Raw genomic sequence first — 15,270 nt, forward strand, 5'->3', positions numbered from 1 at the left:
CGCGCCGCCCAGAAAGGTGAGCGGCGTGATCACCAGCAGGGGGATGACCTGCAGCTTCTGAAAGCTGTCGGCCCACAGGCCGATGATGAAGCCGAACAGGCAGAACGTGACGGCGGTGAGCACCAGGAAGCCCACCATCCACACCGGGTGGGCCACCTCGTAGGGCACAAACACCCGGGCGGTGGCGAGGATGAGCACCGACACCAGCAGCGACTTGCTGGCGGCCGCGCCCACATAGCCCAGCAGCACCTCGACCCAGTTGACCGGCGCGCTGAGCAGTTCGTAGATGGTGCCGGACCACTTGGGCATGTAGATGCCGAAGGCCGAGTTGGAAATGCTCTCGGACAGCAGCGACAGCATGAGCAGGCCCGGGATGATGTAGGCGCCGTAGCCCACGCCGCCGATGTCGCCCATGCGCGAGCCGATGGCGGAGCCAAACACGATGAAGTACAGCGCCGTGGTGAGCACCGGCGCGATGAGGCTTTGCATCCACGTGCGAAAGGCCCGGTGCATTTCAAAGCGGTAGATGGCGCGCACGCCATGGAGGTTCAGGCCGGTCATGCGGAGATCGCTTTCTGCGTCGATGGCGAAGGAGCGCGGTCCTGGTGCACCAGGCTCACGAAAATGTCTTCCAGCGAGCTCTCGCTGGAGTGCAGGTCCTTGAAGTCGATGCCGTGGTCGGCCAGGGCACGCAGCAGGGCGGCGATGCCGGTGTCCTCCTGCTGGGTATCGAAGGTGTAGGTGAGGGTGGTGCCGCCCTGGCCGAGCACCAGCGGCCAGCGGGCGAGTGCTGCGGGCACCTGCTCCATGGGGTGCTGCAACGTGATGGCCAGCTCCTTCTTGCCCAGCTTGCGCATCAGCACGGCCTTGTCTTCCACCACGATCAGCTCGCCTTTGCGGATCACGCCGATGCGGTCGGCCATGTCCTCGGCTTCTTCAAGGTAGTGCGTGGTGAGAATGATGGTGGTGCCTGCGTCGCGCAACTCCCGCACCAGACGCCACATGTCGTGGCGCAGCTCCACGTCCACGCCCGCGCTGGGCTCGTCCAGGAACAGGATCTTGGGTTCGTGCGACAGCGCCTTGGCGATCAGCACGCGGCGCTTCATGCCGCCCGAGAGGGCCAGGATCTTGGTGTCCTTCTTGTCCCAGAGCGACAGATCCTTGAGGATCTTTTCGATGTACGCCGGGTTGGGCGGCTTGCCGAACAGACCGCGGCTGAAGCTCACCGTGGCCCACACGGTCTCGAACGAGTCGGTGTGCAGCTCCTGCGGCACGAGGCCAATGGCCGCGCGGGCGGCGCGGTAGTCGCGCACGGTGTCGTGCCCGTCGGCGGTGATGGTGCCGGTGGTCGCGTTGCTCATGCCACAGATCACGCTGATGAGCGTGGTCTTGCCCGCGCCATTGGGCCCGAGGAGGGCAAAGATTTCGCCGCGCCGGATGTCCAGGTCGATGTTCTTGAGCGCCTGGAAGCCGCCAGCGTAGGTTTTGCTTACGCCCCGCACACGGACAATCGCGTCCGCAGCGGGCATGGAAGAAGATGATGCAGGCATGGGATGGTGGTCTGGAAATGGTGCGTGCCGCTGCGGCGATGGGCCCGGCTGGCGGGTGAAGCGACGCATTGTGGCGTGACTTGCGCCAGCGCGCTGGCGAGCCCCGGTAAACCCCGATTTGGCCGCGCGGCCACCGGCCTTTCCCCCCAACGCAGCGCGCGTTGAGGTAGGCAAGCCCCCCTGCGGCAGTCCGCCGCATCATCATCCCGGGCACTGTTCCCGGTTCTGCGTGGCAGCGCTGGATCAGCGCGCTCGCGCGGCCGCGACTTCGCGGCCCAGCTCGATCACCGCCATGGCGTAGTAGCTGGACCAGTTGTAGCGCGTGATGGCATAGAAGTTCTCGGTGCCTGCCACGTAGCTGGGTGCCTCCGCGCCGTTTTGCAGTTCCACCAGCGCCAGCGGACCGGTGTGCTGGGCGCCAGCGGCATCCAGCACGGCGCCCCTGGCCTGCATGCTGGCTGCACTGAAGGTGGGCAGGATGTCGGGCGCGAGCAGGTCGCCCAGCTGCAGCCGCGCCATGTCGAATTCCACGCCAAAGTGCGTGGGCATGCCCGGCGTCCAGCCGTGGCCCCGGAAGTAGTTGGCCACGGATCCGATGGCATCGGCCGGGCTGTTGAACAGGTCCACGCGGCCGTCGCCGTCGAAGTCGATGGCATAGCGTACCCAGCTCGAGGGCATGAACTGCCCCAGGCCCATCGCGCCGGCGTAGCTGCCGCGGGGCTCGAAGGGGTCGGTGTTGCTGCGGTGGGCGAGGCTCAGGAACTGCTCCAGCTCGCGGCGAAAGAACTCGGTGCGCTCCGCGGCGCGCGGGTGGGCTGAAGGAAAGTCGAACGCCAGCGTGGCCAGCGCGTCCATCACGCGGAAGCTGCCCATCTGCTGGCCGTAGATGGTTTCCACGCCGATGATGCCCACAATGATTTCGGCGGGCACGCCGAATTCGCGTTCGGCGCGCTCCAGGGTGGTCTGATGCGCCTGCCAGAACTGCTGGCCCGCGCGGATGCGCACGGGGTCGATGAAGCGGCTGCGGTAGGCGCGCCAGTTCTTGGCCGTGCCTTTGGGCGGGGGCAGCATGAGCTTGGGCACCTGCGACAGGAAGCGGGCCTGCCCGATGGCTTGGCGCACCCACTCGCGGTCCAGGTCGCGGCGGGCCGCGAGGTCGTGGGCAAACTGCATTGCCTCGGGGCGCGAGGCGTAGAGCACGGCAGGCTGTTGTCGGGCGGCCGCAGCCTTGGAAGATTTTTGCGGGCTGGCGCTTGCTGGAATTGCGCAGGAAGCTATTAAAAATATAGCAATTTTGGAGAGTGTGGCGGTTGTCCGTGGGACGGTTTTCTTCATGTCGGGGTCGGTCTTGGAGGGGACGCTGGTCCGCGGTGCGGATCAGCGGGATTCATCGTCCAGGCCAGGGCAGCTGGCGGAATTCTCGGCGCAGCTGGCTCAGCTCCTGGGTCGGCTTGGGGGCGTAGCGCAGCTGCTCCAGCCGCAGCAGCCAGTCGGCCACGGCGTTGGCGGGGGTGCCGAACCGTGCGCGGACCTGTTCGGCCATCGCGCGGGGCGGCAGTGTTTCGGGCAAGGGCAGGCCGGCGCGGGCCAGCCGCTGGCGCGTGCGCGCCAGCAGCCTGAGCCACGGGTCGTGCTGGCTGCGCTCCCACAGGCTCCAGCCCATGGCGCCCAGGGCGGCTGTCACGACCAGCATGGCCATGACGGTGGTGAGGTCCTGCCAGCTGGGAGATTCGAACCCGAGCGCCTTGAGCAGGTCCATCTGGCGGCTTTGGGTGTAGTTGAGCACCCACTGGTTCCAGCGGTTGTTCACGGCCTCCCACACGGCGCGCAGCTGTTGCACCATGCCCGGGCTGAGGGCGCCCATGGCCGTGGCGAATGCGCCTTGCGGTGCGCGCAGGCGCTGGAACTGGCCCACGCGGCCGGGGGACACGGCCCCCGTGGGGTCCACGCGCACCCAGCCGCGCCCTTCCATCCAGACTTCCGTCCAGGCGTGGGCGTCGGCGTTGCGCACAGTCCAGTAGCCATCCACGGGGTTGCGCTCGCCGCCCTGGTAGCCGGTCACGATGCGCGCGGGGATGTCCATGGCCCGCATCAGCACCACGAAGGCCGAGGCGATGTGCTCGCAAAACCCCTCCTTGCGGTCAAACCAGAACTCGTCGGCGGTGTGCTCGCCGTACACGCCGGGCTCCAGCGTGTAGTTGTAGCCGCCCGTGCGCAGCCGCTGCAGGGCGGCGTCGATCAGGGCCTGGGTGCCGCCGCTGGCCAGCGCCGGGTCGGCCCGCATCTGGGCTGCCAGCGCCAGGGTGCGGGGGTTGAAGCCGGGCGGCAGGTTGGTGAACACGCGCAGCTGTCGCACCGTTTGCTGCGGGCCGTGGCGGAACTCGGGGTAGCTCACGGCCTGGTAGCGCAGCACATCGGTGATGGGGCGCTGGGTGAGCCACTGCAGGTCCTGGGTCATGTAGGCGCGCAGGTCGCCAGGCAGCTGGGGTGCCTCGGGCGTGGCTTCGAGCACCATCAGCCAGGGCTGGCGCTGGGGTTCCAGCGTGACTTCGTAGCGCAACGCGGGGCCGCCGACCTGCAGGTTGGCGGGCAACGCGGCGCGCGCGGCCCAGGCGCTGTCTTCCCGGAACGGTTCGGCCTGCCATTGGCGGCCGTCAAAGCCTGTCAGCACGGGGCCGCGAAAGTACAACATCGATTGCGGCGGCACGTCGTTGGGGCCGCCTTCGAACTTGAGGCGGATGGCCACCCGATCGTCCAGCGCGATCTCGGCCATGTCGCCCACCCGCATGCTGCCGGACAACCCGCTGCGGCCGGCAAGGTTGTCGCTCGGCACGCCCCACAGCGGCGCCATGCGGGGAAACAGCATGAACAGCGCGACCATGATGGGTGCGCCCAGCAGGGCCATGGTGCCCGCGATGCGAAAGGTCTGCGAAAGCGGCGGGCGCCCCACCGGCATGTGGGCATTGACCAGCGCCATCAGCAGGCCCAGCAAGGCCACCAGCATGGCGGCGGCGGTGGTGAGCGACTGCGAGAAGAAGAAGTTGCTGAGCATCGTGAAGAAGCCCAGGAAGAACACCACCATGGCGTCGCGCCGCGCGCGCAGCTCCAGCATCTTGAGGGCCAGCAGCATGACGATGAGCGTGACGCCCGCCTCCCGGCCGAGGATGGTGCGGTGCGTGAACAGCGTGCCCGCCACCGCCACCGTCAGCAGGGCGGCCACGGTCCAGCGGCCCGGCAGCGGCCGGCCCTTCCAGGCGAGCCAGCCGCGCCACAGCAGCAGACCGCCGGCCAGCAGGCTGGTCCATACGGGCAAGTTGGAGATCTGCGGCGCGATGACCCACACGATCACGAACAGCAGGAACAGCGTGTCGCGCGCGTCGCGGGGCAGGGAGGCAAGGGTTTGGCGCAGGGTCATCGCAAGGGCCCACGCCAGGGTGATGGTGGCATGAATGCTTCAAAAATAATAGCTGCCTGCGCTTGAGAAATAAGCGCTGGAGGCGGAAAAGGCTTGGATCTCATGGTCAGACTCAATACAACGCCAGCGCCTCCAGGCATTTGCGGCGGTGGGCGGCTCCGGCGTCGGGACCGATCTGCAGTCCCGGCAGGCGCAGCCCATAGTCCAGCCCGAGCCGGTCGGCCTGCAGCACCCAGGCGGCCAGGCGTGAGATGCGGGCCTCCGGGTCCTGCAGCGTGGCCAGATTCATGTCCAGCCACAGTTCATGCCGTTGCGCCTGCTGGGCGTCGCGGCTGACCAGATCGTCGGTGCCGGTGGCCAGCGACTTGGCGGCCTTCTTCCAGACCACGAGCTTGAGCGGGTCGCCCCGGCGGTAGGCGCGCACACCGTCGAATTCGCCGATGCCCTGTGTGGGCGCACTGCCCGTGCCGCCGCCGCGCGGCTCGCCTGCTGGCAGCGGCGGTGGCGGGGTTTCAGGGGCGGGGTACACCAGCACCTCGGCGGCGGGGCGCCAATAGGTCCACACGCGGAAGGTGCCCAGCGGAAAGCGGGTCTCGGCCGTCAGCGTGGGCACCCGGTGCAGGCCCCGGCGGGTGGGCTTGAAGGCCACCTGCACGCTGGACTGCCCCTGGGCAGGCACGTCGGTCCAGGCCCAATGATGAGGCTCCTGATGGGCCTCCTGGTCGGTGTCGTGCACCGCCAGCGCGATGCCGTAGCGCGGCGTCTTGCGGTCGCTCGATAGCTGGATCTCGAACGCCGTGCTCGTGCCCATGAAATGCGGCTCGGGCGTCTTCAAGTGCAAGGTGAGTCCGCGCAGGTTGGCATGGCAGACATGCATGCCGATCACGGCGCTGCCTGCCAGCAGAAAAGTCAGCAGGTAGCCCAGGTTGAGCTGGAAGTTGATGGATGCCACCAGCAGCACCAGCAGGGTCAGTGCCAGCATCCAGCCCGAGCCCGTGGGCAGGATGTACACGTTGCGCTGCGTGAGCAGCAGCGTGTCGGTCAGCGGCAATCGGCCTTGCCACCACTGCCGGAACCGGCGCCGCAGTGGCGCCAGCGGGTTGAGCGCACCGGCGGCGCGGGAGAGGGCGAGTGCCATGGCGCAGCAGCTTCAGGGCAGTGGAACCGCGTCCATCATGGCCCGCACCTGCTCCACCGCGCCGCGGCCGGCGTCGCTCACGGGCACCAGGCGGTGGGCGATGGTTTGCGGCAGCACGGCCTGCACGTCATCGGGTGCGACGTAGTCGCGTCCGCTGATGAGCGCCTGGGCCTTGGCCGCGCGCACTAGCGCAATGCCCGCGCGGGGTGACAGGCCCTGCAAGAACCACCGGCCCGAGCGCGTGGCCGCAATCAGGTCCTGCACGTAGTTGAGCAGCGGCTCGGCCGTGTGCACGGCCAGCACCTGGCGCTGCAGCTCGGCCAGCTCCTCGTCGGACAGCAGGGGCAGCATGGTGTCCACCATGTCGCGGCGGTCAGCGCCCGCCAGCAGCACGCGCTCGGCCGCGCGGTCGGGGTAGCCGATGGAGATGCGCATCAGGAAGCGGTCGAGCTGCGATTCCGGCAGCGCGAAGGTGCCCAGCTGGTCGTGCGGGTTCTGGGTTGCAATGACGAAGAAGGGGTGGGGCAGGGCGCGCGTCTCACCTTCCACCGACACCTGCTTTTCCTCCATGGCTTCGAGCAAGGCGCTTTGCGTTTTGGGGCTGGCGCGGTTGATCTCGTCGGCCAGCAGCACCTGGGCAAACACTGGGCCAGGGTGGAACACAAACGCCTCCTTGCCGCGCTCGTATACCGATACGCCCGTGAGGTCGCTGGGCATCAGGTCCGCGGTGAACTGCACCCGCGAAAACTGCAGGCCGAAGGTGCGCGACAGCGCATGGGCCAGCGTGGTCTTGCCCACACCCGGCACGTCCTCGATGAGCAGGTGCCCCCCGGCCAGCAGGCAGGCCACGCAGTCCTGGACCTGGGCCTCTTTGCCCACGATCACCGTGTTAAGCTGGTCCAGTAACGATTTGATCTTGTGCTGTGCATTCATGGCGCGACGTTATCCGAAAAAATCGTAAAAATGCGAGACACGGGGACAAGACTGTGAGCAAGACGGGCTATTTCACCCATCGGGATTGTTGGAAGCACGAGATGGGCCCGGGCCACCCCGAATGCCCCGAACGCCTGGATGCCATCGAAGATCGCTTGCTGATCACCGGCGTGGCCGATGCCCTGGCCCGCTATGACGCCCCCGAGGCCTCGCTGGCGGACATCGAACTGGCCCACGGCCGCATGCACATCGCGGCGCTGCGCGGCCTGTCGGACCGGCTCAACGAAGAGCTGATGGCCGGCGGCCCCAGCTACGCGCAGATCGATACCGACACCTCCATCAACGCCCACACCTGGAAGGCATCCCTGCGCGCCGCCGGCGCCGCGCTGGCCGCCACCGACGCCGTGATGGCCGGCGAGGTGGAAAACGCCTTCTGCTCGGTGCGCCCGCCGGGCCACCACGCCTGCCGCGACAAGGCCATGGGCTTTTGCTTCTTCAACAACGTGGCGGTGGCCGCCAAATATGCGCTGCAGCGCTACAACCTGCAGCGCGTGGCGGTGGTGGACTTTGACGTGCACCATGGCAACGGCACCGAAGACATCCTGGCGAACGACCCGCGCGCGCTGATGGTCAGCATCTTCCAGCACCCGTTTTACCCCTACAGCGGCGACCAGAATCCGGCCCCGAACATGGTCAACGTACCCGTGCCTGCGTATACGCGCGGCATGGACATCCGCGAAATCATCGAGATGATGTGGATGCCCCGCCTGGAGGCCTTCAAGCCCGAGATGATCTTTGTGAGCGCGGGCTTCGACGGACATCGCGAGGACGACATGGGCCAGCTGGGGCTGACCGAGCAGGACTACGCCTGGATTACGCAGCGCGTGAAGGACGTGGCGCAGCGGTTTTCCAAGGGTCGCATTGTGTCGTGCCTGGAGGGCGGATATGTGATGGGACCGCTGGCGCGCAGTGTGGAGGCGCATTTGCGGGTTCTCGCGGATTTGTGACCAACTTCCTGAGCAGCTTCGCCGCTTCCCCCTTCTCTTGCATCGTTGCGCGATGCCGGAAGGGGACGCCGCCAGCGCGGCGGGGCGGCCCTTGCGCGGCGGTCCCCGCCTGGGCAGTGCCAGTTTCAGTCGGCGTGCAGATGGCTGAGAGGAGCAAACTATGACGACAAAGAACTTCGATGATGTGCTGACAACCACCCGCGATGCGCGCGGCGTGCTCACCTTGACCCTGAACGACCCGGCCCGCTTCAACGCGCTGGGTGCAGAGATGCTCTCTGCGCTGCAGCAGGCGCTGGACGATGCGGGCCGCGACGAAGCTGTGCGCGTGGTCGTGCTGGCCGCAGCAGGCAAGGCCTTCTGTGCCGGGCACAACCTCAAGGACATGGCGGCCAACCCCGAGCTGGCGTATTACCAGAAGCTGTTTGCGCAGTGCAGCCGCGTGATGCTGGCCATCCACAAGCTGCCCGTGCCGGTGATTGCACGCGTGCAAGGCATGGCCACGGCGGCCGGGTGCCAGCTGGTGGCGCAGTGCGACCTAGCGGTGGCGGCCGACTCGGCCAGCTTTGCCACGAGCGGAATCCACTACGGCCTGTTTTGCGCCACGCCCAGTGTTCCGCTGGTGCGCAACGTACCGGCCAAGCGTGCCATGGAGATGCTGCTCACCGGCGATTTCATCGACGCTGCCACGGCGCTGGACCAGGGGCTGGTCAACCGCGTGGTGCCGGCCGATGCGCTGGATGCCGAAATCGAGCAGCTGGTGCAGTCCATCCTTCAAAAGCCGCGCGTCGCGGTGGCCATGGGCAAGGCACTGGTCTACCAGCAGCGCGAGCTGGGGCTGGATGCCGCCTACCAGCTGGCGGGCCAGGCCATGGCCGCCAACATGATGGATGAGGCTGCGCAGGAAGGCGCGCGCGCCTTTGCTGAAAAGCGCCAGCCTGCCTGGAAGCGCTGAGAGCCATGGTGACGACGACCGACATCCCCATGCTGGAAGACGTGGGCCGCTGGGCCGAGGCGTTCCTGCGCCCCACGGTGCTGGTGGAACTGGCGGCCCTGGCGGCCTGCCTGGGCATGGCGTGGCTGCTGGTGGCGCTGCTGCAGCGCGGCCTGCACCGGGGCGACCCGCGCTCGATCCTGTTTGGCACGCGGATCGTGGATGGCGCACTGTTTCCGCTGGCGCTGCTCACGCTGGCCTATGTGGCGCGTGCGGCGCTGCTGCAGTGGATTCCGCTCGCTGTGTTCAGGGTGGCGGTGCCGGTGCTGGTGTCGCTGGTGGTCATCCGCATCGGTGTGAAGGTGTTGCAGGTGGCGTACCCGGATGCCGCCTGGGTGCGGCCCATTGAACGCTCCATCTCCTGGCTGGCCTGGCTGGGCATGGTGCTGTGGGTCACGGGGCTGCTGCCCCTGGTGCTGGAGGAACTCGACCAGATCCATTGGAAGGTGGGTGGCGCCACGTTGTCGGTGCGCACCATCATCGAAGGCGCGCTGACGGCCGGGGCCGTGTTGCTGATCGCGCTGTGGATCTCGGCCGCCATCGAGTCGCGCCTGCTGCGCGCGGCCAGCGGGGCCGAACTGTCGCTGCGCAAGGCGGTGAGCAATGCCGTGCGGGCGCTGCTGATCTTCGTCGGGCTCATCATGGCCCTCTCGGCAGTGGGGATCGACCTCACGGCGCTGTCGGTGTTGGGCGGTGCTGTGGGCGTGGGGCTGGGTTTTGGCCTGCAGAAGCTCGCATCCAACTACGTGAGTGGCTTCGTGATCCTGGCCGAGCGGAGCATGCGCATTGGCGACAACGTGCGGGTGGACAACTTCGAAGGGCGCATCACTGACATCAATGCGCGCTACACCGTGGTGCGCTCGCCCACCGGGCGCGAGTCCATCGTGCCCAACGAGATGCTGATCATCCAGCGGGTCGAGAACCTGTCGCTGGCCGATCCTCGGGTCTGGCTGTCCACGGTGGTCAGCGTGGGCTACGACAGCGACGTGGACCTGGTCATCCGCCTCCTGTCCGAGGCGGCTTTGGCCAGCAGCCGCGTGCTGCGCGACCCTGCGCCCAGCGTGGCCCTGTCGGCGTTCGGGGCGGATGGGCTCGAATTCACGGTGGGGTTCTGGATTGCCGATCCCGAGAACGGCTCCCTCGGCCTGCGCTCGGAAATCAACCGGGCCATCCTCAAGGCGCTGCGCGCCCACGGGCTGGAAATCCCCTACCCGCAGCGCGTCATGCACGTGCAGGTGGAAGGGGCGCCCGCCGCCATCGCGGCGATGGGGGCGGGGCAGGGGGGCGATGCAGGCGCAGCTCCACCCGCCGCTGTGCATCAGCCCACTGCATGAGGCATGGCGCCGCATCGCGCAGGCGACAGCAAACTCTAGACAGTGCGGCAGCGCGCTCGCCTATAATCTCGAAAAAGCACGATCGTTCTTTTTTGTGCAAGGCCTGCGAGCAGGCTTTGCGGTCGGCTCGCTGCAGTGCGACATAGAATGTTCTAGTTTACGTAAACGTCAATTCAACCAACTCTATCGAGGAGCCGCAGCAATGAAGGTCTTGGTCCCTGTCAAGCGCGTGGTGGACTACAACGTGAAGGTCCGCGTGAAGTCGGACAACACGGGTGTGGACATCGCCAACGTGAAGATGAGCATGAACCCCTTTGACGAAATCGCCGTTGAAGAGGCCGTGCGCCTGAAGGAGAAGGGCCTGGTGACCGAAGTCATCGCTGTGTCCTGCGGCGTGGCTCAATGCCAGGAAACCCTGCGCACGGCCATGGCCATTGGCGCCGACCGGGCCATCCTGGTCGAGACCGACGTCGAACTGCAGCCCCTGGCCGTGGCCAAGCTGCTCAAGGCCCTGGTCGACAAGGAGCAGCCCCAGCTCATCATCCTGGGCAAGCAGGCCATCGACGACGACGCGAACCAGACCGGCCAGATGCTCGCCGCGCTGGCTGATCTGCCCCAGGCCACTTTTGCGAGCAGGGTGGAACTGGCGGCCGACAAGGTCAGCGTGACCCGCGAAGTGGACGGCGGTGCCGAGACCCTGGCCCTCACGCTGCCCGCCGTGGTCACCACCGACCTGCGCCTGAACGAGCCCCGCTACGTCACCTTGCCGAACATCATGAAGGCCAAGAAGAAGCAGCTCGACACTGTCAAGCCCGAAGATCTCGGTGTGGACGTGGCGCCGCGCCTCAAGACCCTCAAGGTGAGCGAGCCCGCCAAGCGCGGTGCCGGTGTGAAGGTGGCCGACGTCGCCGCCCTGGTCGAGAAACTCAAGAACGAAGCGAAGGTGATCTGACATGTCGGTACTCGTTATTGCTGAACACGACAACGCATCCATCAAGGGCGCGACCCTGAACACTGTCACGGCCGCTGCCGCCTGCGGTGGGGACGTGCACGTGCTGGTCGCCGGCCACAACGCCGCTGCCGCCGCCCAGGCCGCAGCCCAGATCGCCGGTGTTGCCAAGGTCATCCACGCCGATGCCCCTGGCCTCGAACACGGCCTGGCCGAAAACGTGGCTGCGCAAGTGCTGGCCATCGCATCGGGCTACAGCCACATCCTGTTCCCCGCCACCGCCAGCGGCAAGAACGTGGCCCCCCGCGTGGCCGCCAAGCTCGACGTCGCCCAGATCAGCGACATCACCAAGGTGGTGAGCGCCGATACCTTCGAGCGCCCCATCTACGCCGGCAACGCGATTGCCACCGTGCAAAGCAGCGACGCCACCAAGGTCATCACCGTGCGCACCACGGGCTTTGATGCGGCAGCCGCCACCGGTGGCTCCGCTGCTGTCGAAACCGCCGCCGCAACCGCCGACGCCGGCAAGAGCACGTTCGTGGGCAGCGAAATCGCCAAGAACGACCGTCCCGACCTGACGGCGGCCAAGATCATCGTCTCCGGCGGCCGGGCCCTGGGCAGCAAGGAAAAGTTCGACGAAGTCATCACCCCCCTGGCCGACAAGCTGGGCGCCGCCATCGGCGCCAGCCGCGCCGCGGTGGATGCCGGCTACGCCCCGAACGACCTGCAAGTGGGCCAGACCGGCAAGATCGTCGCGCCGCAGCTGTACATCGCCGCCGGCATCTCGGGCGCCATCCAGCACTTGGCCGGCATGAAGGACTCCAAGGTGATCGTGGCGATCAACAAGGACCCCGAAGCCCCGATCTTCAGCGTGGCCGACTATGGCCTGGAGGCCGACCTGTTCACGGCTGTGCCTGAACTGGTCAAGGCCCTGTAAGCACGCCGTTGTGCGCACAAAAGGCATCGCTTGCGATGCCTTTTTTTTGACGAAATCTCGCTTCCTCGGAGACATCCATGAGCTACACCGCCCCCGTCAAGGACATGCTGTTCGACATCGAGCACCTGGCCAACATCGAACAGATCGCGCAGATCCCCGGCTTTGAAGACGCCGGCCTCGACACCGCCGCCGCCGTGCTGGAAGAGTGCGCCAAGTTCAACGAAGGCGTGCTGGCTCCGCTCAACTTCGAGGGCGACAAGAACCCGTCGAGCTGGAAAGACGGCGTGGTCACCACCACCCCCGGCTTCAAGGAAGCCTTCCGCCGGTACGCTGAGGGCGGCTGGCAGGGCCTGCAGCACCCGGCCGACTTTGGCGGCCAGGGTCTGCCCAAGACCATCGGCGCGGCCTGCATCGAGATGACCAACAGCGCCAACATGAGTTTTGCGCTGTGCCCGCTGCTGACCGACGGCGCCATCGAGGCGCTGCTCACGGCCGGCAGCGACGAGCTCAAGGCCACGTACCTCGAAAAGTTGGTGACCGGCGAGTGGACCGGCACCATGAACCTCACCGAGCCCCAGGCGGGCTCGGACCTGGCCCTGGTGCGCACGCGCGCTGAGCCGCAGCCCGATGGCACCTACAAGATCTTCGGCACCAAGATCTTCATCACCTACGGCGAGCACGACATGGCCGCCAACATCGTGCACTTGGTGCTGGCCCGCGTGCAGGGTGCGCCCGAGGGCGTGAAGGGCATCAGCCTGTTCGTGGTGCCCAAGTTCCTGGTCAACAAGGATGGCTCGCTGGGCGCGCGCAACGACGCGCACTGCGTGAGCATCGAGCACAAGCTGGGCATCAAGGCATCGCCCACCGCCGTGCTGCAGTTTGGCGACCATGGCGGTGCCGTGGGCTACTTGGTGGGCGAGGAAAACCGCGGCCTCGAATACATGTTCATCATGATGAACGCCGCGCGTTACGCCGTGGGCATGCAGGGCATCGCGATCGCCGAGCGCGCCTACCAAAAGGCCGTGCAGTACGCAAAAGACCGGGTGCAGAGCCGCCCCGTGGATGGCAGCATCGCGGCCAGCGCGCCCATCATCCACCACCCCGATGTGAAGCGCATGCTCATGACCATGCGTGCCTACACCGAAGGCTGCCGCGCCATGGCCACCGTGGCGGCTGCCGCGTTCGACGCCGCGCACCACCACCCCGACGCCGACACGCGCAAGCAGAACCAGGCCTTCTATGAATTCATGGTGCCGCTGGTCAAGGGCTACAGCACCGAGATGAGCCTGGAAGTCACCAGCCTGGGCGTGCAGGTGCACGGCGGCATGGGCTTCATCGAAGAAACCGGCGCAGCGCAGTACTACCGCGACGCCAAGATCCTCACCATCTACGAAGGCACCACCGCCATCCAGGCCAACGACCTGGTGGGCCGCAAGACGGCGCGCGATGGCGGCCAGGCGGCGAAGGGCATTGCCGCGCAGATCGAGACAACCGAAGGCGAGCTGGCGGCCAGCGGTACGCCCGCCGCGCTGGCTGTGGCCAAGCGCCTGACCGCGGCGCGCAAGGCGCTGCTCGATGTGATCGACTTCGTGGCGGGCGGCACCAAGGCCCAGCCCAACGCGGTGTTCGCGGGCAGCGTGCCTTACCTGATGCTCGCGGGCAACGTGGTTGCCGGCTGGCAGCTGGCGCGCAGCCTGCTGGTGGCGCAGGAGCTGTTGCAAAAGGGACAGGACGCTGCCTTCATGCGCGCAAAAATCACCACGGCCCAGTTCTACGCCGAGCACATCCTGGTGAAGGCGCCGGGCCTGCGCGACAGCATCGTGGAAGGCGCGGCCAGCGTGACCGAGCTGGCACTGGACGCCTTCTGAGGCGTATCCGCGCTGTGAGGAGACAGCCCCGCCATGTGGGGCTTGTTGATATAAAAATGATAGCTTCTGGCGCTTGATGGATAAGCGTCAGAGGCTGATGTCATCAAAAATTCTGTCCTGGAAGTTGTCGCCATGTCCAAACTGCCTCCCGCGTTGCAAAACCTGTCGCTGCCTGTCATCGGCTCGCCGCTGTTCATCATCAGCAACCCTAAGCTCGTGATCGAGCAGTGCAAGGCCGGTGTGGTGGGCTCCATGCCCGCGCTCAACGCCCGCCCCGCCGAACTGCTGGACGAATGGCTGGCCGAAATCACCGAAACCTTGGCCGCTTACAACAAGGCGAATCCCGACAAGCCCGCAGCACCCTTTGCCATCAACCAGATCGTGCACAAGAGCAATGACCGGCTGGAGCACGACATGCAGATGTGTGCCAAGTACAAGGTGCCCATCATCATCACCAGCCTGGGCGCGCGCGAGGATGTGAACCAGGCCGTGCACGGCTGGGGCGGCATCGTGCTGCACGACATCATCAACAACAAGTTCGCGCACAAGGCCATCGAGAAGGGCGCGGACGGCCTCATCGCGGTGGCGGCGGGCGCTGGCGGCCATGCGGGTGTGAAGAGCCCGTTCGCCCTGATCCAAGAAATCCGCCAGTGGTTTGACGGCCCGCTGGCATTGAGCGGCTCGATTGCCAGCGGTGGCGCGGTGCTGGCCGCGCAGGCCATGGGCGCGGACTTTGCCTACATCGGCTCGGCCTTCATCGCCACGCACGAGGCCCGCGCCACCGAGGCCTACAAGCAGGCCATCGTGGAAGGCAGCTCGGACGACATCGTCTACAGCAACCTCTTCACCGGCGTGCACGGCAACTACTTGGCCCCGTCCATTCGTGCCGCCGGCCTGGACCCCGACAACCTGCCCGAGTCCGACCCCAGCAAGATGAACTTCGGCGGCGACGCCAAGAAGGCCTGGAAGGACATCTGGGGCTGCGGCCAGGGCATTGGCGCCATCAGCGCCGTCACCAGCACGGCCGAGCTGGTGGCGCGCTTGCGCAAGGAGTACGAAACCGCTCGCGAGCGCCTCAAGCTCTGAGGGAACGCCTGCCGGCACAGCCGAGGCACCAACCCGCAGTTCATCTGGCCTGTACTTCGCCC

General features: G+C 66.8%; 13 protein-coding genes. 7 read left to right on the forward strand and 6 right to left on the reverse strand.

Annotated features, from left to right (window positions below):
* From MRY84_RS12440 to MRY84_RS12465, 6 genes are all read right to left on the reverse strand, one after another.
* A partial coding sequence (locus MRY84_RS12440) for an ABC transporter permease (RefSeq protein ID WP_291506048.1) occupies positions 1-552 on the reverse strand: 552 nt, incomplete at its 3' end.
* 5 nt (positions 553-557) lie between these two features.
* On the reverse strand, positions 558-1,550 hold the full coding sequence (locus MRY84_RS12445; RefSeq protein WP_291506036.1) for an ABC transporter ATP-binding protein: 993 nt from the start codon (positions 1,548-1,550) through the stop codon (positions 558-560).
* Positions 1,551-1,793: 243 nt separating this feature from the next.
* Complete coding sequence (gene mltB / locus MRY84_RS12450; RefSeq protein ID WP_291506037.1) at positions 1,794-2,885, reverse strand: lytic murein transglycosylase B; 1,092 nt, start codon at positions 2,883-2,885, stop codon at positions 1,794-1,796.
* Positions 2,886-2,937: 52 nt separating this feature from the next.
* Positions 2,938-4,965, reverse strand: coding sequence for a DUF3488 and transglutaminase-like domain-containing protein (locus MRY84_RS12455; RefSeq protein ID WP_291506038.1), 2,028 nt, complete (start codon positions 4,963-4,965; stop codon positions 2,938-2,940).
* Positions 4,966-5,077: 112 nt separating this feature from the next.
* Positions 5,078-6,103, reverse strand: coding sequence for a DUF58 domain-containing protein (locus MRY84_RS12460; RefSeq protein ID WP_291506039.1), 1,026 nt, complete (start codon positions 6,101-6,103; stop codon positions 5,078-5,080).
* 12 nt (positions 6,104-6,115) lie between these two features.
* Complete coding sequence (locus tag MRY84_RS12465) at positions 6,116-7,036, reverse strand: MoxR family ATPase (RefSeq protein ID WP_291506040.1); 921 nt, start codon at positions 7,034-7,036, stop codon at positions 6,116-6,118.
* Positions 7,037-7,089: 53 nt separating this feature from the next.
* Here MRY84_RS12465 and MRY84_RS12470 point away from each other — a divergent pair, with 53 nt between their 5' ends.
* The 7 genes from MRY84_RS12470 (at position 7,090) to MRY84_RS12500 (ending at position 15,208) form a co-directional block, all read left to right on the forward strand.
* The gene (locus tag MRY84_RS12470; RefSeq protein WP_291506041.1) at positions 7,090-8,043 is read left to right on the forward strand and encodes a histone deacetylase family protein; all 954 of its coding nucleotides are present in this window, start codon (positions 7,090-7,092) and stop codon (positions 8,041-8,043) included.
* A 160-nt stretch (positions 8,044-8,203) separates the two neighbouring features.
* Positions 8,204-8,995: an enoyl-CoA hydratase gene (locus tag MRY84_RS12475; RefSeq protein WP_291506042.1), complete on the forward strand. Its 792-nt coding sequence runs from the start codon at positions 8,204-8,206 to the stop codon at positions 8,993-8,995.
* Positions 8,996-9,000: 5 nt separating this feature from the next.
* The gene (locus MRY84_RS12480) at positions 9,001-10,368 is read left to right on the forward strand and encodes a mechanosensitive ion channel domain-containing protein (RefSeq protein ID WP_291506043.1); all 1,368 of its coding nucleotides are present in this window, start codon (positions 9,001-9,003) and stop codon (positions 10,366-10,368) included.
* A 202-nt stretch (positions 10,369-10,570) separates the two neighbouring features.
* Positions 10,571-11,320 carry an electron transfer flavoprotein subunit beta/FixA family protein gene (locus MRY84_RS12485; RefSeq protein WP_291506044.1) on the forward strand — a complete coding sequence of 250 codons (750 nt, stop codon included), beginning with the start codon at positions 10,571-10,573 and terminating at the stop codon, positions 11,318-11,320.
* Between the two features lies 1 nt (position 11,321).
* On the forward strand, positions 11,322-12,254 hold the full coding sequence (locus MRY84_RS12490) for an FAD-binding protein (RefSeq protein ID WP_291506045.1): 933 nt from the start codon (positions 11,322-11,324) through the stop codon (positions 12,252-12,254).
* 77 nt (positions 12,255-12,331) lie between these two features.
* On the forward strand, positions 12,332-14,122 hold the full coding sequence (locus MRY84_RS12495; RefSeq protein ID WP_291506046.1) for an acyl-CoA dehydrogenase: 1,791 nt from the start codon (positions 12,332-12,334) through the stop codon (positions 14,120-14,122).
* A 132-nt stretch (positions 14,123-14,254) separates the two neighbouring features.
* Positions 14,255-15,208 carry a nitronate monooxygenase family protein gene (locus tag MRY84_RS12500; RefSeq protein WP_291506047.1) on the forward strand — a complete coding sequence of 318 codons (954 nt, stop codon included), beginning with the start codon at positions 14,255-14,257 and terminating at the stop codon, positions 15,206-15,208.
* Positions 15,209-15,270: the final 62 nt, after the last annotated feature.

The sequence above is a fragment of the Acidovorax sp. genome (genome assembly GCF_022763525.1).
Lineage (GTDB): Bacteria > Pseudomonadota > Gammaproteobacteria > Burkholderiales > Burkholderiaceae_C > Acidovorax.

What these genes read in the sequence shown, in the direction of transcription:
- MRY84_RS12445 (WP_291506036.1), bottom strand. Translation starts at nt 1,550, where the DNA reads ATGCCTGCATCATCTTCTTCCATGCCCGCTGCGGACGCGATTGTCCGT.
- mltB (WP_291506037.1), bottom strand. Translation starts at nt 2,885, where the DNA reads ATGAAGAAAACCGTCCCACGGACAACCGCCACACTCTCCAAAATTGCT.
- MRY84_RS12455 (WP_291506038.1), bottom strand. Translation starts at nt 4,965, where the DNA reads ATGACCCTGCGCCAAACCCTTGCCTCCCTGCCCCGCGACGCGCGCGAC.
- MRY84_RS12460 (WP_291506039.1), bottom strand. Translation starts at nt 6,103, where the DNA reads ATGGCACTCGCCCTCTCCCGCGCCGCCGGTGCGCTCAACCCGCTGGCG.
- MRY84_RS12465 (WP_291506040.1), bottom strand. Translation starts at nt 7,036, where the DNA reads ATGAATGCACAGCACAAGATCAAATCGTTACTGGACCAGCTTAACACG.
- MRY84_RS12475 (WP_291506042.1), top strand. Translation starts at nt 8,204, where the DNA reads ATGACGACAAAGAACTTCGATGATGTGCTGACAACCACCCGCGATGCG.
- MRY84_RS12480 (WP_291506043.1), top strand. Translation starts at nt 9,001, where the DNA reads ATGGTGACGACGACCGACATCCCCATGCTGGAAGACGTGGGCCGCTGG.
- MRY84_RS12485 (WP_291506044.1), top strand. Translation starts at nt 10,571, where the DNA reads ATGAAGGTCTTGGTCCCTGTCAAGCGCGTGGTGGACTACAACGTGAAG.
- MRY84_RS12490 (WP_291506045.1), top strand. Translation starts at nt 11,322, where the DNA reads ATGTCGGTACTCGTTATTGCTGAACACGACAACGCATCCATCAAGGGC.
- MRY84_RS12495 (WP_291506046.1), top strand. Translation starts at nt 12,332, where the DNA reads ATGAGCTACACCGCCCCCGTCAAGGACATGCTGTTCGACATCGAGCAC.
- MRY84_RS12500 (WP_291506047.1), top strand. Translation starts at nt 14,255, where the DNA reads ATGTCCAAACTGCCTCCCGCGTTGCAAAACCTGTCGCTGCCTGTCATC.